This is a genomic window from Microbacterium altimontanum, assembly GCF_058349865.2.
In genome coordinates this window covers 238,140-257,003 of sequence record NZ_JBYRJB020000007.1, presented here as the reverse complement: position 1 = coordinate 257,003, position 18,864 = coordinate 238,140, and the positions used below count along the sequence as shown (strand labels likewise).

The window sequence follows — 18,864 nt, the reverse complement described above, 5'->3', positions numbered from 1 at the left end:
CGACACCGTCCTCGAACTCAGCGCATAACCCCTCAGATCGAAGGACACCGCGCTACACCACTACTCGGGACTTGACCAGAACAGGGAAGAGCACACTCGCACAATCGTCGAGCGAACCGTTCGCCGAAGGCAGGAAGCGAAGGCGTTCTTGGCTTCATATCTTCGCCTCCACCCGTGCGTCGATTGCGGCGTCTCCGACCTGCGCGTCTTGGATTTCGATCATCGTCCGGACTCCGGCAAACGCAAGGACGTCATGCGGATGGTCAACGAGGGATTCAGCATCCGAGTTCTCCTCGAGGAGATCGCGAAGTGCGATGTACGGTGCCGCAATTGCCACGCTGTCGTCACGCTCGAGCGCGGAGGAGACAATTGGCGGTCGCGCGCGATGAGAGAGGTGGATGGGATGTGAGGCAACGGCTCGGTCTCAGTCGCCGATCGGGATCGTGGCAGACAGGCGGAGGCCGCCGTCGGGGGTCGACTCGGAGGCCACCATGCCGCCCAGCCGCCGGACTGCGGCTCGCGACGTCGTCAGCTCGTCCGCCCGCGGACCACCCGGGGTCACGGCCGCGGCGCCCTGCGACACCTCGACCTCGACCGCATGCGGGAGGTAGCGCACCGTGGCCGCCGCCTCCGTCCTGCCTGCGCGAGCGAGCACGAGCGACAGGCCTTCCTGCAGGGCGCGGAACGCGACTTCGTCGACGTGCACCGGCAGCCGGCGCTCCTCGCCCGTGATGCTGAGCGTGATCGGCATGCCGGCGTTCTGCAGCTGACCGACGAGTTGCCGCGCATTGGACAGCGACGGCTCCGGCGCGTCGGGAAGGGGAGCTCGAACGATCGGGATGCCGGCGACGCTGACCGGGTGTGCCGCCTTCTCGGCACCGTCGGAACCCGTCCGCGCGACGAGCCACTCGACGAACGACGGACCGGCGACCTGCGCGTCCGGACCGGCCAGCAGGCTTCCGTCGCGCATCTGCCGGCCGAACGCTCCCGGCAGCGGCACCTGGAGGACCCGACCTCGCGCACCCTGGGCTCGGAGGTACCGCCGAGTGAGCTTTGCCATCCGCTCCACGCGCGGACCGGCGAGGTCCGCCACCCGACCCGCCGGCGGCTGGGCGGCAAGCTCCACGAGCCGTGCCGCCACCTCTCTCGCAGCGACCGGCTGCGACCGCATCGTCGGGACGACGATCATCGGCCCGAACCTCATCCGCTCGGTCATCTGCTGCGCGAACTCGTGGAATTGCGTCGCCCGCAGGAGCGTCCACGGCACGGCGCCGGCCGCCACCGCGCGCTCCTGCGCGAGCTTCCCCTGGTAGTAGCCGTACCCCTTCTCGGAACCGTCGATGCCGACGATCGAGAGTGCCACGTGGTGCCCGACCCCTGCGCGTTCCTCAGCCGCCAGCAGCGCGCGGGTGGTCGTCTCGAAGTAGCGGATCGCGGCGGCCGCGCTCATCGCCTGGGTGTTGCTCACGTCGATGACCGCGTCCACACCGGCCAGCACGGCATCAAGCCCGTCGCCCGTGAGCAGGTCGATCCCCGTCGAGCGGGAGAGCACGATCGGCTCATGCCCCCGTTCGAGAACGATGTCGGTCACGAGCCGGCCGACGGTCCCGGTGCCCCCGGCGATGGCGATGCGCATACCGCGAGCGTATCGGCCGCCGACCGCCGGGAGCCGCTACCGTCGATGGCGTGGCATCCCCTCCGCAGTCCCCGCAGACGCTCGCGCACCTCCGCCGTGCGCGCGATCTCATGGATCGCGAGTACGCGCGCCCGCTCGACGTCCCCACCATGGCGGCGCGCGCGTTCATGTCACCGGCGCACTTCTCACGCGAGTTCAAGACTGCGTACGGCGAAACTCCCTACGCCTACCTCATGACCCGGCGCATCGAGCGCGCCATGGCGCTGCTGCGCGCAGGTGCGACCGTGACGGATGCGTGCACGGCCGTGGGTGCGACATCCCTCGGCTCGTTCAGCTCGACCTTCACCGACATCGTCGGCGAGACCCCGAGTTCCTACCGGGCGCGACCGCACGACGACACGGAGGTGCTGCCCACGTGCATCGCACGGCTCCTCACCCGGCCGACCCGGTACGCCTGAGCGGTCCCGCATCGAGCAGGATTCGAGAAGCGCGGCTGCCGGCGCGCCCGTAGCGTGACAGTCATGACAGACATCAGATTCGGTTACTTCCCGCTCACGGTCGACGACGTCGACGCGGCCCTCGCGTTCTACCGCGACGCCCTCGGCCTCACGGTGCTCAATGACGTCTCCGGAAACGGATGGCGGTGGCTGAGCATGGGCACACCAGATCAGCCCGGCATCGTGCTCGTGCTCTCGGAGCCGGGCGCCGGACGTTCGCCCGACGACGCCGACGCGCTTGCGCGCCTGGTCGCCAAGGGCTCGGGACCCGGCCCCCTCGTCTTCTCGACGAGCGACCTCGACGGGACGTTCGAGCGCATCCGCGCCACCGGAGCAGAGGTGCTCCAGGAGCCCATCGACCAGCCCTGGGGCCCGCGCGACTGCGCCTTCCGCGACCCGTCGGGCAACCACGTCCGCATCAACGGGACGGCGTGACGGCGTAGCCTGGTCGGGTGACGGACGCAGGAAGGGACTTCCACAAGCCGGTGCGTCGGCCCGCCGAGGAGCTCGACCGGCTGTTCGGCGCTCACGACCCCGCGGAGGTGGCGCGCGCCGCGCACTCGACGGCGGCGGTGCTCCTGTCCCGCGTGCGTGAGGATCCGGATGCCGCCGTCGTCGACCGGCTCGTGTCCTTCACGAGCACGCACGGCATCGACGACATCGCCGAACTCTGGTCGCGGTCGCCCTCACGGTCGCTGCCCGGAGCCCTGTGGCGGTTGTACCTGCTGCAGCTCATGATCCACGACGATCCGCACACGGCGGCGCTGCTGTATGAGCGCGGCCGTGTCGAGATCGCCTCGGCCGACCCCGTCATCGCCGGGGCGCCCGTCCCCGCGAGTCCCGACGAGCTCGTCGCCCTCGTCGACCGGATCCTGCGGGGCGTTTTCGAGGGCGACTTCGCCGTCGCGCTCGACCGCGCCGCATCCTTCTGTCGGGTCGAGGCGTCGGGAGCGACGCACGTCGCCGACGACTACGAGAACACCGAGACGGAACGCGCGACCGCCCTCACCACCCGCGCCCTGCGGCTGGCGACGTACGCGACGGATCTGTCCGCCTGCGCGGCGCTCTGGCGGATGGACGCGTTGACCTGACGCGCGGGAGAGTCGTTCTGCGCCTCGACACAGAAGTGCCGGGCCGCAGAACGCCTCTCGGCGCAAGGCCGCTCGAAGCGGCAGAAGATGGAGCCCGGGGTTACTGCGGCCCGGCCATTCCAGTGTAACCGAGGACCTCGGCGGATCATTCCCGGCCGCTACGCTCGGTTCATGGCAGCGCTCTTCGCCCTCCTCATCGAACCCGTCGCACCCGACGACGAACGCGGCGACTTCAGCTCCACGTTCCAGTCGATCGACCCCTCCGCCCCGGCCCTGAGCGTCGGAGAGCTCAGCACGCAGCGCGGCGACGGCATCTTCGAGACCGTCGGCGTCGTCGACGGGCATGCGCAGGAGGTCGGCGCCCACCTCGATCGGCTCGCGCACTCGGCCGCGCTCTGCGACCTTCCTGCGCCGCACCTCGGCCAGTGGCGGCAGGCGATCGCCCGAGCCCAGGAGCAGTGCGGATCGGGCGAGGCGGCGATCAAGCTCATCCTCAGTCGCGGCATCGAGCACGGCCCGGCGCCGACCGCCTGGGTCACCGCCGCCGCTGCGCCGGACCACACGCCCGCGCGGACGACCGGGATCCGCGTGGTGACGCTCGACCGGGGCATCGACAGCCGCGCCTCGGAGCGCGCGCCGTGGCTGCTGCTCGGGGCGAAGACCCTCTCCTACGCCACCAACATGGCGGCGCTGCGGGAGGCCCACCGTCGGGGAGCCGACGACGCGATCTTCGTCGCGACCGACGATGTCGTCCTCGAAGGGCCGACGTCATCCGTGCTGCTGCGCTTCGGCGACAGATTCGTGACGCCCGCGACGGGCTCCGGCATCCTGCACGGCACGACGCAGATCAGTGTGTTCGACCACCTGCGCGCCGCCGGCCGTCCGGTCGCATACGAGACGGTGCCGGTCGAGGCGCTGGGCCGCGCCGACGGGGCCTGGCTGCTCTCGAGCGTGCGACTCGCCGCCCCGATCACCGCGATCGACGGCGCTCTCCTGCCCGTCGACGCGGAGCTCACCGCATCCCTCAACCGCTACCTGCTGAGCCCCCGCGACTGACGGCGTTCGCGCCTACCCGAACCGGCCCGAGACGTAGTCCTCCGTCGCCTGCTCGTGCGGCGTCGTGAAGATGGTCGCGGTGTCGTCGAACTCGATGAGGCGGCCCGGCTTGCCGGTGCCGGCGATGTTGAAGAACGCTGTCTTCTCCGAGACGCGGGACGCCTGCTGCATGTTGTGCGTGACGATCACGATCGTGTAGTCGTTCTTCAGCTCGGCGATGAGCTCCTCGATCGCATACGTCGAGATCGGGTCGAGCGCCGAGCACGGCTCGTCCATCAGCAGCACCTGCGGCTCGACGGCGATCGCGCGCGCGATGCACAGGCGCTGCTGCTGGCCGCCCGACAGCGCCGACGCCGGCTTGTCGAGACGGTCCTTCACCTCGTTCCAGAGGTTGGCGCCGCGCAGCGACTTCTCGACGAGCACGTCGGCATCCGACTTCGCGATGCGCGTGCTGTTCAGGCGGACCCCCGCCAGCACGTTCTCCTTGATCGACATCGTCGGAAAGGGATTCGGCCGCTGGAACACCATGCCGACGTTGCGCCGCACCGCCACCGGATCGACGCCCGGCGCATACAGGTCGTCGCCGTCGAGCAGCACCTCCCCGCTCACCCGCGCGCCCGGGATCACCTCGTGCATGCGGTTCAGGGTGCGCAGGAACGTCGACTTGCCGCAGCCCGACGGGCCGATGAACGCCGTCACGCTGCGCGGGTCGATGTGCAGGGACACGCCCTCTACGGCCAGGAAATCGCCGTAGTAGACGTTGAGGTGGGCGACGTCGATGCTCTTTGACACGGGGTTCCTTCGGTTCTACAGGCCGCGCTTGGGCGCGAAGATCTTGGCGATGAGCCGGCCGATGAGGTTCAGCGCCATCACGATGAGGATGAGGGTGAGGGCGGCGGCCCACGCCCGGTCGATCGAGGCCTGGGCGCTGACGCCGGCGGCCTGCGTGTACTGCGTGTACACGAACACCGGCAGGGTCATCATCCGGTCCTCGAACAGGTTGTAGTTCATGCTGAACGTGAAGCCGGTGACCAGCAGCAGGGGAGCGGTCTCGCCGATCACGCGCGCGATCGCGAGCATGATGCCGGTCACGATGCCGGCCAGCGACGTGGGCAGCACGATGCGCAGGATCGTCACCCACTTCGGCACGCCGAGGGCGTACGACGCCTCCCGCAGCTCGTTCGGCACGAGCCGCAGGATCTCCTCGCTCGAGCGCACGACCACGGGGATCATGAGCACCGACAGCGCCACCGCGCCCATGAACCCGTTGCGCACCGCCGGACCCACCAGCAGCGCGAACAGGGCGAACGTGAACAGGCCGGCGACGATCGACGGGATGCCCGTCATGACGTCGACGAGGAACGTGATCGCCCGAGCGAGTGGTCCGCGGCCGTACTCGACGAGGTAGATCGAGGTGAGCAGGCCGATCGGCACGGAGATCAGCGCCGCCATCCCGGTGATGAGCAGCGTGCCGACGATCGCGTGCAGGGCGCCGCCGCCGTCCCCGATGACGTTCCGCATCGACTGGGTGAAGAACGCCACATCGAATCGGGCGAGGCCGTCGGCGACGACCGTCTGCACGAGCGAGACCAGCGGCAGCAGCGCGATGATGAACGCCGTCGACACGAGAGACGTGACGAGTCGGTCGAGCGCCCGGCGCCGGCCCTCGACGATGCGCGAGATCGCGTACAGGACGACGTCGAACAGCACCGTGCCGGCGAACACGCTCCCGACCAGCGAGAAGCCGTCGGTGGCTCCGGCCGCGGCGAGCAGCGCGAAGAACGCGGCCGCGAAGAGCCAGCTCACGCCGAGGACGATCCACGCCGTGCCGCGGGGGAGCCGGCCTGCGGCGAGGGTGTTCGTCACGCGCACCGTGCGGAGGGCGGGCGCGGTCGTGGTCGCGGTCATCCGTTCGCTCCCGAGAAGGCCGCACGGCGGCTGATGATCCAGCGGGCGAGGACGTTCACCAGCAGGGTGACGGCGAACAGCACGAGTCCGGATGCGACGAGCGCGTTGACCGACAGGCCGGTCGCCTCGGGGAACTGCAGCGCGATGTTCGCCGCGATCGTATTGGGGCTCTGCGCCTGCAGTACCGCGAACTTCACGACGAAGGCCGGCGAGAGCACCATCGCGATCGCGAACGTCTCGCCGAGGGCCCGGCCGAGGCCGAGCATGATCGCCGACACGATGCCGCTCCGAGCGAACGGCAGGACGGCCATCCGGATCATCTCCCACCGCGTCGCGCCGAGGGCCAGGGCCGCCTCTTCGTGCAGCCGCGGCGCCTGCAGGAAGACCTCGCGGCAGATCGCGGTCATGATCGGGATCACCATCACGGCGAGCACCACGGCGGCCGTGAGGATCGTGCGGCCCGTGCCCGACACGGGCGGGGCGAACAGCGGGAACCACCCGAGGTTCTCGGTGAGCCACCGGTACGCCGGCTGAACGAACGGCGCGAGCGTGACGATGCCCCACAGGCCGAACACGACCGACGGGATCGCGGCGAGCAGGTCGATGATGTAGCCGAGCGTCTGCGACACCCGGCGCGGCGCGTAGTGCGTGATGAACAGGGCGATGCCGATCGACAGCGGCGTCGCGAACAGCAGCGCGAGGAATGCCGCCCAGACCGTGCCGAACACCAGCGGCCAGACGTACTGCCAGAAGCTCGTCGCCTCGTTCGGCAGCGATCCCGGCCCTGCGACGAGGGCCGGGATCGACTGGACGACGAGGAAGATCGCGACGGCGGCGAGGGTCGCGAGGATGACGGATCCCGCCACGACAGTCGTCGAGGCGAAGACCCGGTCGCCGATCCGTACGGTTCTTGTCGTCGTCATCCGTTCCTACTTGATCGTCTGCGCGGCGGCGATGACCTTCGCCGACAGCTCGGCCGACAGGGGCGCCGAGCCGGCCTGCTGCGCGGCCGCCTGCTGGGCGGCGTCGCTCGCGATGTACTGCACGTACGAGCTGACGAGGGCTGCCTTGTCGGCGTCCTGGTACTGCTGGCACGCGATGATGTACGACACGAGCACGAGCGGCCACGCGTTCGCCTGCGTGTCGGTGCGGTCGATCGTGATCGCGAGGTCGTTCTCGGCACGGCCGGTCGCGATCGGGGAGTCGGCGACAACGGCCGCCGCTCCCTCGGCGGAGATCTTCACGAACTGCTCGCCCACCTTGAGCTCGGCGATCGACAGGCCGGCAGCCCCCGACTCGTCGATGTAGGTGATCGAGTTCTTCGCGCTCTTCGTCGCCTCGGCGACGCCGGAGGTGCCCTTCGCCGCATCGCCCACCTGGAACGGGAAGGTCTGCGAGGGCTTCTCGCTCCACGCGTCGCCGGCGTTCGCGGCGAGGTACTCGGTGAAGTTCTGCGTCGTGCCCGAGTCGTCGGAGCGGTGCACCACGACGATCGCCGCGTCGGGGAGGGCGGCGCCGGAGTTGAGCGCGGCGATCTTCGGGTCGTTCCACTTCTTGATCGCGCCCGAGAAGATGCCCGCGATCGTGGGGGCGTCGAGCTTCAGGTCGGTGACACCGTCGACGTTGTACGCGACGGCGATGGGCGAGATGTACACGGGGAGGTCGATGGCCTTGGTGCCGTCGGCGCACAGCGCGAACGTGCCGGCCAGTTCCTCGTCCTTCAGCGCGGCATCCGAGCCCGCGAAGTCGGCCGCGCCGGAGATGAAGCTCTTGCGGCCGGCGCCCGAGCCCTGCGGGTCGTAGTTGATGTTCAGCTGCGGGTTCGCCGACTGGATGCCGGCGATCCAGCTCTGCTGCGCGGTGCCCTGCGCCGAGGAGCCGATTCCGTTGATCGTGCCCTTGAGCGACGCCGCGGACGGGGAACCGGTGGTTCCGCCGCCGGCCGCCGCCTCATTGGAGGCGCATCCGGCCAGCACGAGGGCACCGGCGACGAACAGGGCCCCGAGCGGGGCGATGCGGTTCAGCTTCACTGTGTGAGTCCTTCACGTGTCGGGAAGTCGGCCCCTGGTGCGGGGCTCGGCACGACCGTAGAGCGCGGATGTGACCAGACTGCGCTGTGCGGGTGAACGGAAGGTGAACGGCGTCGGTCGCCGCGGACGAGGCTCGAGCGTCCGGCGCTACAGACGAGGCTCGTGCGTCTCGATCGCGATGATCCCGGAGCCGGGGTTCGACGTCGACAGATGCGCGACCGAGAACGCGCCGACCGGGATGGCTGCCGCATCCTCGAGGTATGCGCCGCTGAGCGTGCCCGTCGCGAGCGCGATCTCCCGCATGATCGCCGGCAGCACGGGCCCGTGGCTGCAGACCACCGCCGGCTTTCCCGACCGCACCCGGCGGCCGATCACGCCGCGCACGTCCGCCGTGCCGTCCTCCCACGCATCCTGACTGATCTCCGGAGTGCGATGGATGCGGTGGCCGGTGGCGGCCGCCAAGGGCGCGACGGTCGTGACGCAGCGGACGGCGTCGGAGGACACGATCTTGCGCACTCCGAACGCCTGCAGCGGCCCCGCGACGCACTTCGCCTGCTTCGTGCCGCGCGGCGTCAGCGGCCGCAGGGCGTCCTCGCCGTCCCACTCCTCCCGCGGCGTCGCCTTGCCATGCCGGAGGGCCACCACCGGGAAGGTGTGCATCACCCCGTCGTCGACGAGCTTCAGGAAGTTCTCCAGGATCTCGACGTCGACGGGATACGACAGTCGCGCCCGTGCCTTCTTCGGCGAGAGCCACTCGATCGCGGCGATCTCCTTGTTCGGCACGAACTGCGACGCGCGGATCGCCTCGTCGCCGGCGTGCGCCGCCCAGTAGTGCACGATCTTCGTGCGGCCGCTCGGCAGCGCGTAGCGCGAGACGCCGACGGGCACGCCGAGGTGCACCCGGATGCCGGTCTCCTCGAGGATCTCGCGCACGGCTGTCTCGGCGAGCATCTCTCCCGGATCGACCTTGCCCTTGGGGAGCGTCAGATCGGCATAGGCGGTGCGGTGGATGACGAGGATCTTCAGCTTTCCCTCGACGACCCGCCACACCACGCCGCCGGCAGCGTAGACGGCGGTCTCGCTCATCGCACCGCCCGCGCCCGGCGACGCCGCTGCACGATCGCCATGGTCTTGTCCTGCAGATCGACGAGGGGCCGGCCGTTCTCGCCCCGGCCGTGCCTGACCCACACGCCGTCGGATCCGAGATGCCAGGAGCTGGTGCCGTCGCTCATCGCCCGGGTGAACAGGTCCTCCAGCGCCTTGATGTGCACGGGCGCGGTCACGCGCACGAGCGCCTCGATGCGCCGGTCGAGGTTGCGGTGCATCATGTCGGCGCTGCCGATGTACACCTGCGGATCACCGTTGTTCAGGAACGAGAAGATCCGCGAGTGCTCGAGGTACCGGCCGAGGATGCTGCGCACCGTGATGTTCTCGCTCATGCCCTCGACGCCGGGCTTGAGGCTGCAGATGCCCCGCACCCACACCTCGACGGGAACCCCCGCCTGACTCGCGCGGTACAGCGCGTCGATGATCTGCTCGTCGACCATCGAGTTGACCTTGATGCGGATGCGGGCGGGCTTCCCGTCCAGCGCGTTGCGGCGCTCTCGGTCGATGAGCCGCAGCAGTCCCTTGCGCAGGTGCCGCGGAGCGACGAGCAGCCGCTTGAACTTCTTCTCGATCGCGTAGCCGCTCAGTTCGTTGAACAGCCGGATGAGGTCGCGACCCACCTGCTCGTCGGCGGTGAACAGGCCGAAGTCCTCGTAGATGCGACTCGTCTTGGGGTTGTAATTGCCCGTGCCGATGTGGGCATAGCTGCGCAGCCGTCCGTCCTCCTCGCGGATCACGAGCGCGAGCTTCGCGTGCGTCTTCAGTCCGACGAGGCCGTACACGACGTGCACGCCGGCCTTCTCGAGCTTCCGGGCCCACGCGATGTTGTTCGACTCGTCGAAGCGGGCCTTCACCTCGACGAGCGCGAGCACCTGCTTGCCCGCCTCGGCGGCGTCGATGAGCGCCTGCACGATCGGGCTGTCGCCGGAGGTGCGATACAGGGTCTGCTTGATCGCGAGCACGTGCGGATCCTTCGCCGCCTGCTCGAGGAACGCCTGCACGCTCGTCGCGAACGGCTCGTACGGGTGATGCACGAGCACGTCGCCCTTGCGGATCGCGGCGAACAGGTCGGCCCGGCCGTTCTGCTCGGCCGGCTGGAAAGCGAGCGCGGTCGTCGGCACATGCGGCGGATACTTCAGATCCGGCCGGTCGATGCGGCCGAGGTCGAACAGTCCGACGAGGTCGAGCGGCCCGGGCAGCCGGTGCACCTGCTGCTCGGTGATGTCGAGCTCGTCGATCAGCAGGTCGAGCGTGAGGTCGTCCATGTCGTCGGTGACCTCGAGCCGGATCGGCGGTCCGAAGCGGCGGCGCAGGAGCTCCGCCTCGAGCGCCTGGATGAGGTTCTCGGTCTCGTCCTCCTCGATCTCCACATCCTCGTTGCGGGTGAGCCGGAACGTGTGGTGGTCGAGGATCTCCATCCCCGGGAACAGATCCGCGAGGTTGTTGGCGATGAGGTCCTCGAGGGGCAGGAACCGGATGCGTGTGCCGTCGCCGTCGATGCGCACGAAGCGGGGCAGCATCGGGGGCACCTTGAGACGCGCGAACTCCTGGCGGCCGGTGCGGGCGTTGCGGATGCGGATCGCGAGGTTCAGTGAGAGCCCCGAGATGTAGGGGAACGGATGCGCCGGGTCGACCGCGAGCGGCGTGAGCACCGGGAAGACCTGCTCCTGGAAGTACGGGTACAGCGCCTCGTGCTCCTCCTCGTCGAGATCGTTCCACGAGACGATGTCGATGCCGGCGTCCGCCAGCGCCGGCTTGACGAGCCGCTTCCATACCTCTGCGTGGCGCAGCTGCAGGCGGTGCGCCTCCTCGGAGATGTCGGCGAGCACGTCCTGGGGTGCGCGGCCGACGTTGGTGGGCACCGCGAGCCCGGTCAGGATGCGTCGGCGCAGGCCCGCGACCCGCACCATGAAGAACTCGTCGAGGTTGCTCGCGAAGATCGCGAGGAAATTGGTCCGCTCGAGCACGGGGAGCGTCTCGTCCTCGGCGAGTTCGAGCACCCGCTGGTTGAAGGCCAGCCAGCTCAGCTCACGATCGAGGTAGCGACCCTCCGGAAGCTCGGAGTCGTAGACCTCTTCGAGGTCGAAGTCGTCGTCCTCTCCGTCGTCGAGTCCGGTGTCGAGGACCTCGTGTTCGATCATTCCCTCATCATTGCAGGGCCGACCAGCGTCAGGGGGGAATCGTTCCAGGTTGCGAGGGGAGGGCCGGTTCGGTCTCATCGTCGGCGACGTTGAACCGGTACCCGACGTTGCGCACCGTGCCGATGAGCTGCTCGGCCTCGCCGAGCTTGGCGCGCAGCCGCCGCACGTGCACGTCGACGGTGCGGGTTCCGCCGAAGTAGTCGTACCCCCACACCTCGCTGAGCAGCTGTTCCCGGGTGAACACCCGGGACGGATGCGTCGCCAGGAAGTGCAGCAGCTGGAACTCCTTGTACGTGAGATCCAGCGGCCGGCCGTGCAGCTTCGCGGAGTACGACGACTCGTCGATCGTGAGGCCCGAGGTCTGCACCCGCACCGGCTCGGGATCCGTTCCGGTGCCGCGCGCCATCGCGAGCCGGATCCGGGCGTCCGCCTCCGCGGGGCCGGCACCGGCGAGGATCACGTCGGTCACCCCCCATTCGCCGTTCACGGCGGCCATGCCTCCCTCGGTGACGACGAGGAGCAGCGGGGCCTCGAGGCCCGTGGCGGTCAGCACCCGGCACAGCGACTTCGCCGCCACGAGATCCGCACGGGCGTCGAGCAGGATGAGCTCGGCCGGGGGCGCGCCGACGAGGTGGGCGGGATCGGCGGGGATCGTGCGCACCCGGTGGGCGAGCAGCTCCAGCGCGGGCAGCGCGGGGTCGCTCGCCGAACTCAGTACGAGTAGCTGTGCCACCGGGGTCCTCCCCGATGTACGGCCCGCAGCGGCCCGCACATCGATAGCCCATCTTATGGGCGGCGGTTCCACGACGATGGCGGATTTCGGCGCCGTGACACAATGGGGGCATGTCGTCGACGCCCGAGCTCGCCCCGCGAGGACTGTTCGGCGGGGTCGTGGCCGTGTGGGTCGCGGCCGCGCTGATCGGCGTCGCCATCGGCATCTTCACCCCCATGGGGCAGCGCGCCGAGTGGATCCTGCTGGGCCTTGCCGGCTGTCTCGTCCTCTCGTTCGGGGTGCAGCTGTGGGTCGGTCAGCCACGGCGGTTCATCGCCCGGGTGGCGGCCAGCATGCTGGGCTCCCTCGCCGTGCTCGGCGTCATCAGCGCAGGGTTCGGTCTCGCCGCACTCGTCCCCGCATAGACCCGGCTAGAGTGGAGGCATGGACCTCGTCGCGCTGGAACTCTTCTTCGTGGGACTGCTCGGACTCGCGTCACTCGCGATCGTGTTCGTCTCCGTCGTCGTGATCAAGAACCTCTACCGCGGCCAGCGCTGACGGTCGTGCCGTGATCGAGCTCCCGATCGACCTGCCGGCCGACCTCGCCCCGCTCTCGTGGCTGCTGGGGGTCTGGGAGGGCACCGGCGTCATCGACTACGAGTCCGGCGACCACCACTTCACCGGCGAGTTCACCCACCGGGTGAGCTTCAGCCACGACGGCGGGTCATATCTGAACTACTCCGCCGACGCCTGGATCGACGACGCGGGCGAGCGCGCCCGCCTCGTGTCCGAGATCGGCTATTGGCGGCTGTCGCGTCCGCAGACCGCAGGCGAGGCGGGTCCCGGCCTGCTGCCGGCGAGCGCGGTCGAGCCCGCCCGCACCGTCGAAGACGTGGAGGAGCTGCGCAACGCCGAGGGCGGATTCGACATCGACGTCGCCCTCGTGCACTCCGACGGCGTCAGCGAGCTTTATCTCGGCCAGATCCGCGGCCCTCGCATCGACATCGCGACCGATGCCGTCGTCCGGCCCGCCGGAGCCAAGGACTACTCGGCGGCATCGCGCATGTACGGTCTCGTCGACGGCCACCTGCTGTGGGCCTGGGATGTCGCGGCCCTCGGCGGAGCGATGGCATCGCACGCGTCGGCCCGGCTCGCGAAGGTCGACTGATGGACGCCTTCTCCCGGCTGCTCATGGCGGCCCCGGGTACCGTCGTCGCCGACGGCGTCCTGCAGCATGCCGGGAACCCCCTCGGCGAGCAGCGGGCGCTGGCGGCGGGCGACGCGCTGGCGCCGCTCGGCGACCGCTCCGTGCTCGCGGTGCCGGGGGAGGACCGGCTCAGATGGCTGGAGTCGTTCTCCACGCAGCGGTTGAGCGTCCTGCGGCCCGGCGAGAGCGCCGAGATGCTGATCCTCGACCCGAACGGCCACGTCGAGCACGCCGCATCAGTCATCGACGACGGCGCCACGGCATGGCTCGTCGTCGATCGGCCGGACGCGCAGCCGCTGCTGGCGTTCCTCACGAAGATGCGCTTCCGCCTGCGGGTGGATCCCCGCGACGCGAGCGAGGAGCTCGCGGTCGTGGGCGGCACCGCCGCCGCCGTCGACGCGGTGCGAGCGGCGGCCCCCGGTGGAGTGCCGCTGGTGTGGCGCGACCCCTGGCCCGGCGTCGTGGAGGGCGGATGGGCGTACAGCGCCGTCGCCGTGCACCCCGGACTCGACCGCGACTGGTCGGAGGCGCTGGTCGACGCCGACGAAGCCGAGCGACTCGCCCGGGCCATGGCTGCGGGAACCATGCGACCGGCGGGGGCCCTGGCCGTCGAGGCACTGCGGATCGCGGCGTGGCGGCCGCGGATGACGGATGCCGACGACCGGCTGCTGCCGCACGAGGTCGACTGGCTGCGCAGCGCCGTGCACCTGGACAAGGGCTGCTATCGCGGGCAGGAGACGGTCGCGAAGGTGCACAACCTCGGTCATCCGCCGCGCCGCCTCGTCGCGCTCCAGCTCGACGGGAGCGACTCCGCGCTGCCGGCGCGCGGCGACGCCGTGCGGGCCGGCGAGACCGTGGTCGGCGCCGTGACGGCGTCCGCGCTGCACTACGAGGAGGGCCCGATCGCCCTTGCGGTGATCCGTCGCAACACTCCGACCGACGCGGCGCTCACCGTCGACACCGCCGACGGTGCGGTCGCCGCGGCGCAGGAGGTCGTCGTTCCGCCCGAGGCCGGCGCGACAGCATCCGTTCCGCGCCTCCCGCGCCTCGGCCGCCGCCGCTGACGACGAGCCTCGTCTTGCCGGGTTCGCAGCGGATCAGAGGCGCGGTGCGACGGCCTCCCAGGGCACCGTGAGCTCGCCCAGACGCCAGCGGGACCGTGCTCGCAGCGGCCAGCCGGCGTCGACGAGACCCTGCATCGCCGCGCGCCAGCGCTGGACGGGCCCGAACGGGGCCAGGGCCGACGTCCGCTCCCACTCCTGATCGAGGGCGACCATCAGGGTGTGCACGCGCTCGCCGGAGACGTTGCGGTGGATCAGCGCCTTCGGCAGCCGCTCCGCCGCGATCGACGGCTGCTCCAGCTGCGCGAGACGTAGCGAGATCGTGAGCGTGCGGGGTGCCGCATCCTCTCCGACGGCGACCCAGGTGCTCACCCGCCCGATCTCGTCGCACGTGCCCTCGACGAGGAGCCCGTCGGGCGCGAGCCGCGCCGCCATGCGCGCCCAGGCGCCGGCCACATCGTCCTCGCCGTACTGGCGCAGCACGTTGAACGCGCGGATGACGGCCGGGCGCCGCCCATTCGTCGTCGGAACCTCGAACCCGCCGCGGCCGAACGAGACGCGGGCATCGGGGTCGAAGGCCGTGCGACCGGCCCGCACGTCAGCCAGCTGCGCCCGGGCGCGGGCGACCCGGTCGGGATCGATCTCGAGGCCGAGCACCTCGACATCGGTGCGACTGGCCCGCAGCCGCGCCTCCAGTTCGAACGCCGTGACGCCGCTCGCACCGTAGCCGAGGTCCACCACGAGCGGGTCTGCGGCCCGGCGCAGCGCCGGGTGCCGGGCGATCCACCGATCGACCCTCCGCAGCCGGTTCGTCCCCGTCGTGCCCCGCGTGGGGCGACCGACGGGGGAGGGCGACATGCGCACCATGATCGCACGACCCCCTCGGTAAGCTGGCACCATGACCGCCCCGTACACCCTGATCCTGCTGCGCCATGGCCAGAGCGAGTGGAACAAGTCCAACCAGTTCACCGGATGGGTCGACGTGCGCCTCACCGACCAGGGCAAGGCCGAGGCCACCCGCGGGGGCGAGCTGCTGGCCGAGGCCGGCCTGCACCCCGACATCGTCCACACCTCGGTGCTGAGCCGCGCCATCCAGACGGCCGACCTCGCGCTGGACGCGGCCGACCGGCTCTGGATCCCGGTCAAGCGCTCGTGGCGCCTCAACGAGCGCCACTACGGCGCGCTGCAGGGCAAGGACAAGGCGCAGACGCTCGCCGAGTTCGGGCAGGAGCAGTTCATGCTGTGGCGCCGCTCGTTCGACGTGCCGCCCCCGCCCCTGCCCGATGACAGCCCGTACAGCCAGGTCGACGACCCGCGCTACGCCGACATCGACGGTGAGGTCCCGCGCACCGAGTCGCTCAAGCTCGTGATCGACCGGCTGCTGCCGTACTGGGACTCCCAGATCATCCCCGACCTGACGAGCGGCAAGACGGTGCTGGTCGCCGCGCACGGCAACTCGCTGCGCGCGCTCGTGAAGCACCTCGACGGGATCAGCGACGCCGACATCGCCGAGCTGAACATCCCCACCGGCATCCCGCTCGTCTACCGGCTCGGTGAAGACCTGAAGCCGCTCGGCCCGGGCGAGTACCTCGACCCCGAGGCCGCCGCCGCGGGAGCAGCCGCCGTCGCCAACCAGGGCAAGTAGTCAATCGGCCTCGTCGTCCGGCGCCCAGTCGCCGGTCGCCAGGTAGTCGACCTTCTTCGCCACGGAGACCGCATGGTCGGCGAACCGCTCGTGGTAGCGGCTCGCGAGCGTCGCGTCGACGGTCGCGCCGGCCTCGCCCTGCCAGGTGTCGCTGAGCACCTTCTCGAACACCGCGATGTGCAGTTCGTCGATCTCGTCGTCGGCGTTGCGGATGCGTTCCGCGAGACGCAGGTCCTGGGTCCGCAGCAGCTCGACGAGCATGCGCGCCACCGCCACGTCGAGTTCGCCCATCTTCGTGAAGGTCGATCGCAGGCCCTTGGGGATCGCCCGTTCCGGGAATCGCATCCGGGTGAGCTGCGCGATGTGCTCCGCGATGTCGCCCATCCGCTCGAGCGACGCGCTCACCCGCAGCGACATCACAACGATGCGGAGGTCCCGGGCGACCGGCTGCTGCCGTGCGAGGATCTCGATCGCGAGCTCGTCGAGCGCGACGGCCTTCTCGTCGATCACGCTGTCGGCGTCGATGACCTCTTCGGCGAGGGCGACGTCGCGGGTGCCGAACGCCGTCGTCGCCTTCTCCATGGCGGATGCGACGAGCTCGGCGATCTCGACCAATCGCGTCTGCACGTCTTCGAGCGACTGGTGGAACACTTCGCGCATTGTCTGCACCGTTTCTTCAAGAGGGGACGCATCGAGCGGTGGCCGCGGGCGGCGACCACGGCCGGGATCAGACCGATCCTCACCGTCGAAGGTTAACGGACGGTGCCGCACCGGTGAACTCTCGGCGCCGGGCGCCGATACCCGGGCTGAACGGGCGAGCCGGGGCTGAGCGGCACCCTACGCTTGAGGCATGGATCCCGTGCAGCTCGCCGTGCTGGCGCTGCTGGTCGGTGTCGCACTGGGCGGGTCTCTCGCGCTCGTCGTGGTCGCGGCCTACCGCGCACGTGACCGCGCCCTCACCGGAGGCGCCGGAGCGCTGCCCGAGGGAGTGAACGACACGCTCGCGGGGATGGACGACGCGGCCGTCGTGGTCGACCCCTCAGGAACGGTCGTGGCCGCGTCTCAGCCGGCCGCGGAGTACGGGCTGGGGGAGCGTGCCACCCTGCCCACGGGCGAGCTCGGACTGCTCGCCCGCGCGGCGCGAGCGGGCACGGCCTCGGCTCCGGTGGCGCTGACCCTCCCGCGCGGGGCGGAGCCGCGAGTGCTCTCCGCGCGGGCGCGCTCGATCACCTCGCGCCTCGTGCTCATCGTGCTGCGCGACGTCACCGAGCAGGAGCGGGTGGAACGGATGCGGCGCGACTTCGTCGCGAACACGAGTCACGAGCTGAAGACGCCGGTCGGCGCGATCGGTCTCCTCGCCGAGGCCGTCGAGTCGGCAGCCGACGACCCGACGCAGGTGCGTGCGTTCGCGACCCGGCTCCAGGACGAGGCCCGCCGGCTCGGCGCTCTCACCACCCGCCTCATGGGGCTCGCGCGGCTGCAGTCCGACGAGCCCGCCGCGATGGAGCCGGTGGCGGTGGACGCGCTGCTCGCCGACGTGCTGGCCGGCCATGCGACGGCGGCCGAGGCGGCCGGGGTCGACCTCGTCGGCGGCCAGCCGAGCGGCGCATGGGTGTTCGGCGACGCCGAAGGGCTGCGCGAGGCGGTCGGGAACCTCGTCGCCAACGCCATCGCCTACTCGGCGAGCGGCACCCACGTGGGAGTCGTGGCGCGCAGCGACGACGGCGTCGTCGAGATCACGGTGGCCGACCAGGGCATCGGCATCGCGGAGGCCGATCAGGAGCGGGTGTTCGAGCGGTTCTACCGGGTCGACCCCGCCCGGTCGCGGCGCACCGGAGGCACGGGTCTCGGTCTGTCGATCGTGAAGCACGCGGTGCAGCGGCACGGGGGCGAGATTCGGCTCTGGTCGAGACCCGGAAGCGGGTCGACGTTCACGATCCGTCTGCCGCGCGTCGAGCCGTCCGCGCTGAGCACCCCCCGCACGGGCAAGGCAGCCAAGGGCAAGCCGGGCAAGGGCAGACCCGCCAAGGACAAGAAGAAGACGACCCGGAAGGACTCCGCCGCATGACCCGCGTGCTCATCGTCGAAGACGAGCCTGATCTGGCCGACCCGCTCGCGTACCTCCTCGGCCGCGAGGGCTTCGAGCCGCGCATCGCCGCCGACGGACCCGCGGCCCTCGCGGCATTCGAGGCGGATGGCGCCGACATCGTCCTGCTCGACCTCATGCTTCCCGTCATGCCGGGAACGGAGGTGTGCCGACGCATCCGGACCACGAGCGCCGTCCCGGTCATCATGCTGACGGCGAAGGACAGCGAGGTCGACATCGTCGTCGGTCTCGAGCTCGGCGCCGACGACTACATCACCAAGCCGTATTCGACGAGGGAGCTGCTGGCACGGATGCGTGCGGTGCTGCGCCGCAGCCAGGCGGCGGACGCCGACCTCGACGAGCGGGTGCTGTCGGGCGGCCGGGTGACCCTCGACGTCGACCGGCACGTCGTGACCGTCGACGGCGACCCGGTCGCGATGCCGCTGAAGGAGTTCGAGCTGCTCGAGGTGCTCATGCGCAACGCCGGGCGGGTGCTCACCCGGGGGCAGCTCATCGACCGGGTGTGGGGGAGCGACTACTTCGGCGACACGAAGACGCTCGACGTGCACATCAAGCGGATCCGCTCACGGATCGAGAAGGATCCCCGCGACCCGGTCTCGCTCGTGACGATCCGGGGCCTCGGGTACCGGTTCGAGGGCGACGGCGACTGAGAGGTCGCCGCGGCGA

Annotated in this window: 20 protein-coding genes; 10 read left to right on the top strand and 10 right to left on the bottom strand. The window is 70.5% G+C overall.

All coding sequences use genetic code 11. The annotated features are described in order from the left end of the window. Positions 1-424: 424 nt before the first annotated feature. On the bottom strand, positions 425-1,636 hold the full coding sequence (locus tag AC3RX1_RS14525; protein WP_491501960.1) for an NAD(P)H-binding protein: 1,212 nt from the start codon (positions 1,634-1,636) through the stop codon (positions 425-427). A gap of 110 nt (positions 1,637-1,746) precedes the next feature. Here AC3RX1_RS14525 and AC3RX1_RS14520 point away from each other — a divergent pair, with 110 nt between their 5' ends. The 4 genes from AC3RX1_RS14520 to AC3RX1_RS14505 all read left to right on the top strand — a co-directional run bounded on the left by AC3RX1_RS14520 (position 1,747) and on the right by AC3RX1_RS14505 (position 4,280). Beyond that, the gene (locus AC3RX1_RS14520) at positions 1,747-2,094 is read left to right on the top strand and encodes a helix-turn-helix transcriptional regulator (protein WP_491501972.1); all 348 of its coding nucleotides are present in this window, start codon (positions 1,747-1,749) and stop codon (positions 2,092-2,094) included. A 63-nt stretch (positions 2,095-2,157) separates the two neighbouring features. Continuing rightward, the gene (locus tag AC3RX1_RS14515; protein WP_491501959.1) at positions 2,158-2,568 is read left to right on the top strand and encodes a VOC family protein; all 411 of its coding nucleotides are present in this window, start codon (positions 2,158-2,160) and stop codon (positions 2,566-2,568) included. A 17-nt stretch (positions 2,569-2,585) separates the two neighbouring features. Then, positions 2,586-3,224, top strand: coding sequence for a DNA-directed RNA polymerase subunit beta (locus AC3RX1_RS14510; protein WP_491501958.1), 639 nt, complete (start codon positions 2,586-2,588; stop codon positions 3,222-3,224). Between the two features lie 171 nt (positions 3,225-3,395). After that, the gene (locus tag AC3RX1_RS14505; protein WP_491501957.1) at positions 3,396-4,280 is read left to right on the top strand and encodes an aminodeoxychorismate lyase; all 885 of its coding nucleotides are present in this window, start codon (positions 3,396-3,398) and stop codon (positions 4,278-4,280) included. Between the two features lie 12 nt (positions 4,281-4,292). Here AC3RX1_RS14505 and pstB read toward each other — a convergent pair whose 3' ends face one another. The 7 genes from pstB to AC3RX1_RS14470 all read right to left on the bottom strand — a co-directional run bounded on the left by pstB (position 4,293) and on the right by AC3RX1_RS14470 (position 12,199). Next, entirely contained in the window at positions 4,293-5,072 is a 780-nt protein-coding gene (pstB, locus tag AC3RX1_RS14500; protein WP_491501956.1) for a phosphate ABC transporter ATP-binding protein PstB, read from the bottom strand. Between the two features lie 15 nt (positions 5,073-5,087). Continuing rightward, positions 5,088-6,188 carry a phosphate ABC transporter permease PstA gene (pstA, locus tag AC3RX1_RS14495; protein ID WP_491501955.1) on the bottom strand — a complete coding sequence of 367 codons (1,101 nt, stop codon included), beginning with the start codon at positions 6,186-6,188 and terminating at the stop codon, positions 5,088-5,090. Beyond that, complete coding sequence (gene pstC, locus AC3RX1_RS14490; protein WP_491501954.1) at positions 6,185-7,111, bottom strand: phosphate ABC transporter permease subunit PstC; 927 nt, start codon at positions 7,109-7,111, stop codon at positions 6,185-6,187. The genes pstA and pstC overlap by 4 nt, the downstream gene beginning before the upstream one ends. Positions 7,112-7,117: 6 nt before the next feature. Beyond that, positions 7,118-8,218, bottom strand: a complete 1,101-nt coding sequence (gene pstS, locus AC3RX1_RS14485; protein WP_491501953.1) for a phosphate ABC transporter substrate-binding protein PstS — start codon at positions 8,216-8,218, stop codon at positions 7,118-7,120. 147 nt (positions 8,219-8,365) lie between these two features. Beyond that, positions 8,366-9,304, bottom strand: coding sequence for an NUDIX hydrolase (locus AC3RX1_RS14480; protein WP_491501952.1), 939 nt, complete (start codon positions 9,302-9,304; stop codon positions 8,366-8,368). Continuing rightward, complete coding sequence (locus AC3RX1_RS14475; RefSeq protein WP_491501951.1) at positions 9,301-11,466, bottom strand: RNA degradosome polyphosphate kinase; 2,166 nt, start codon at positions 11,464-11,466, stop codon at positions 9,301-9,303. Before AC3RX1_RS14475 ends, AC3RX1_RS14480 begins: the two co-directional genes overlap by 4 nt. Before the next feature lie 28 nt (positions 11,467-11,494). Then, entirely contained in the window at positions 11,495-12,199 is a 705-nt protein-coding gene (locus AC3RX1_RS14470) for a response regulator transcription factor (RefSeq protein WP_491501950.1), read from the bottom strand. Positions 12,200-12,309: 110 nt separating this feature from the next. Between AC3RX1_RS14470 and AC3RX1_RS14465 the strand changes: the two genes are divergently transcribed. From AC3RX1_RS14465 to ygfZ, 3 genes are all read left to right on the top strand, one after another. Next, positions 12,310-12,603 (top strand): hypothetical protein, encoded by a 294-nt coding sequence (locus tag AC3RX1_RS14465; protein WP_491501949.1) that lies wholly within the window; start codon positions 12,310-12,312, stop codon positions 12,601-12,603. A gap of 143 nt (positions 12,604-12,746) precedes the next feature. Further along, on the top strand, positions 12,747-13,346 hold the full coding sequence (locus tag AC3RX1_RS14460) for a heme-binding beta-barrel domain-containing protein (RefSeq protein ID WP_491501948.1): 600 nt from the start codon (positions 12,747-12,749) through the stop codon (positions 13,344-13,346). Beyond that, positions 13,346-14,449 (top strand): CAF17-like 4Fe-4S cluster assembly/insertion protein YgfZ, encoded by a 1,104-nt coding sequence (ygfZ, locus tag AC3RX1_RS14455; protein ID WP_491501947.1) that lies wholly within the window; start codon positions 13,346-13,348, stop codon positions 14,447-14,449. The genes AC3RX1_RS14460 and ygfZ overlap by 1 nt, the downstream gene beginning before the upstream one ends. A 33-nt stretch (positions 14,450-14,482) precedes the next feature. On the opposite strand, the gene AC3RX1_RS14450 is transcribed toward ygfZ, so the two are convergent. Then, complete coding sequence (locus AC3RX1_RS14450) at positions 14,483-15,304, bottom strand: class I SAM-dependent methyltransferase (RefSeq protein WP_491501946.1); 822 nt, start codon at positions 15,302-15,304, stop codon at positions 14,483-14,485. A 40-nt stretch (positions 15,305-15,344) separates the two neighbouring features. Here AC3RX1_RS14450 and AC3RX1_RS14445 point away from each other — a divergent pair, with 40 nt between their 5' ends. After that, a complete protein-coding gene (locus AC3RX1_RS14445; RefSeq protein WP_491501945.1) occupies positions 15,345-16,091 on the top strand; it encodes a phosphoglyceromutase in 747 nt (248 codons plus the stop codon). On the opposite strand, the gene phoU is transcribed toward AC3RX1_RS14445, so the two are convergent. Next, positions 16,092-16,751 (bottom strand): phosphate signaling complex protein PhoU, encoded by a 660-nt coding sequence (gene phoU, locus AC3RX1_RS14440; protein WP_491501944.1) that lies wholly within the window; start codon positions 16,749-16,751, stop codon positions 16,092-16,094. 190 nt (positions 16,752-16,941) lie between these two features. Here phoU and AC3RX1_RS14435 point away from each other — a divergent pair, with 190 nt between their 5' ends. Together AC3RX1_RS14435 and AC3RX1_RS14430 are read left to right on the top strand one after the other, a co-directional pair. Beyond that, the gene (locus tag AC3RX1_RS14435; protein ID WP_491501943.1) at positions 16,942-18,159 is read left to right on the top strand and encodes a sensor histidine kinase; all 1,218 of its coding nucleotides are present in this window, start codon (positions 16,942-16,944) and stop codon (positions 18,157-18,159) included. Then, a complete protein-coding gene (locus AC3RX1_RS14430) occupies positions 18,156-18,848 on the top strand; it encodes a winged helix-turn-helix domain-containing protein (protein WP_491501942.1) in 693 nt (230 codons plus the stop codon). The genes AC3RX1_RS14435 and AC3RX1_RS14430 overlap by 4 nt, the downstream gene beginning before the upstream one ends. Positions 18,849-18,864: the final 16 nt, after the last annotated feature.

Bases quoted from the DNA above. Each gene is read 5' to 3' on its own strand.
- AC3RX1_RS14505 (WP_491501957.1), top strand. From the start codon at position 3,396: ATGGCAGCGCTCTTCGCCCTCCTCATCGAACCCGTCGCACCCGACGAC.
- AC3RX1_RS14520 (WP_491501972.1), top strand. From the start codon at position 1,747: ATGGATCGCGAGTACGCGCGCCCGCTCGACGTCCCCACCATGGCGGCG.
- pstA (WP_491501955.1), bottom strand. From the start codon at position 6,188: ATGACCGCGACCACGACCGCGCCCGCCCTCCGCACGGTGCGCGTGACG.
- AC3RX1_RS14445 (WP_491501945.1), top strand. From the start codon at position 15,345: ATGACCGCCCCGTACACCCTGATCCTGCTGCGCCATGGCCAGAGCGAG.
- phoU (WP_491501944.1), bottom strand. From the start codon at position 16,751: ATGCGCGAAGTGTTCCACCAGTCGCTCGAAGACGTGCAGACGCGATTG.
- AC3RX1_RS14515 (WP_491501959.1), top strand. From the start codon at position 2,158: ATGACAGACATCAGATTCGGTTACTTCCCGCTCACGGTCGACGACGTC.
- AC3RX1_RS14475 (WP_491501951.1), bottom strand. From the start codon at position 11,466: ATGATCGAACACGAGGTCCTCGACACCGGACTCGACGACGGAGAGGAC.
- AC3RX1_RS14435 (WP_491501943.1), top strand. From the start codon at position 16,942: ATGGATCCCGTGCAGCTCGCCGTGCTGGCGCTGCTGGTCGGTGTCGCA.
- AC3RX1_RS14525 (WP_491501960.1), bottom strand. From the start codon at position 1,636: ATGCGCATCGCCATCGCCGGGGGCACCGGGACCGTCGGCCGGCTCGTG.
- AC3RX1_RS14480 (WP_491501952.1), bottom strand. From the start codon at position 9,304: ATGAGCGAGACCGCCGTCTACGCTGCCGGCGGCGTGGTGTGGCGGGTC.
- ygfZ (WP_491501947.1), top strand. From the start codon at position 13,346: ATGGACGCCTTCTCCCGGCTGCTCATGGCGGCCCCGGGTACCGTCGTC.
- AC3RX1_RS14430 (WP_491501942.1), top strand. From the start codon at position 18,156: ATGACCCGCGTGCTCATCGTCGAAGACGAGCCTGATCTGGCCGACCCG.
- AC3RX1_RS14450 (WP_491501946.1), bottom strand. From the start codon at position 15,304: ATGTCGCCCTCCCCCGTCGGTCGCCCCACGCGGGGCACGACGGGGACG.
- pstC (WP_491501954.1), bottom strand. From the start codon at position 7,111: ATGACGACGACAAGAACCGTACGGATCGGCGACCGGGTCTTCGCCTCG.
- AC3RX1_RS14465 (WP_491501949.1), top strand. From the start codon at position 12,310: ATGTCGTCGACGCCCGAGCTCGCCCCGCGAGGACTGTTCGGCGGGGTC.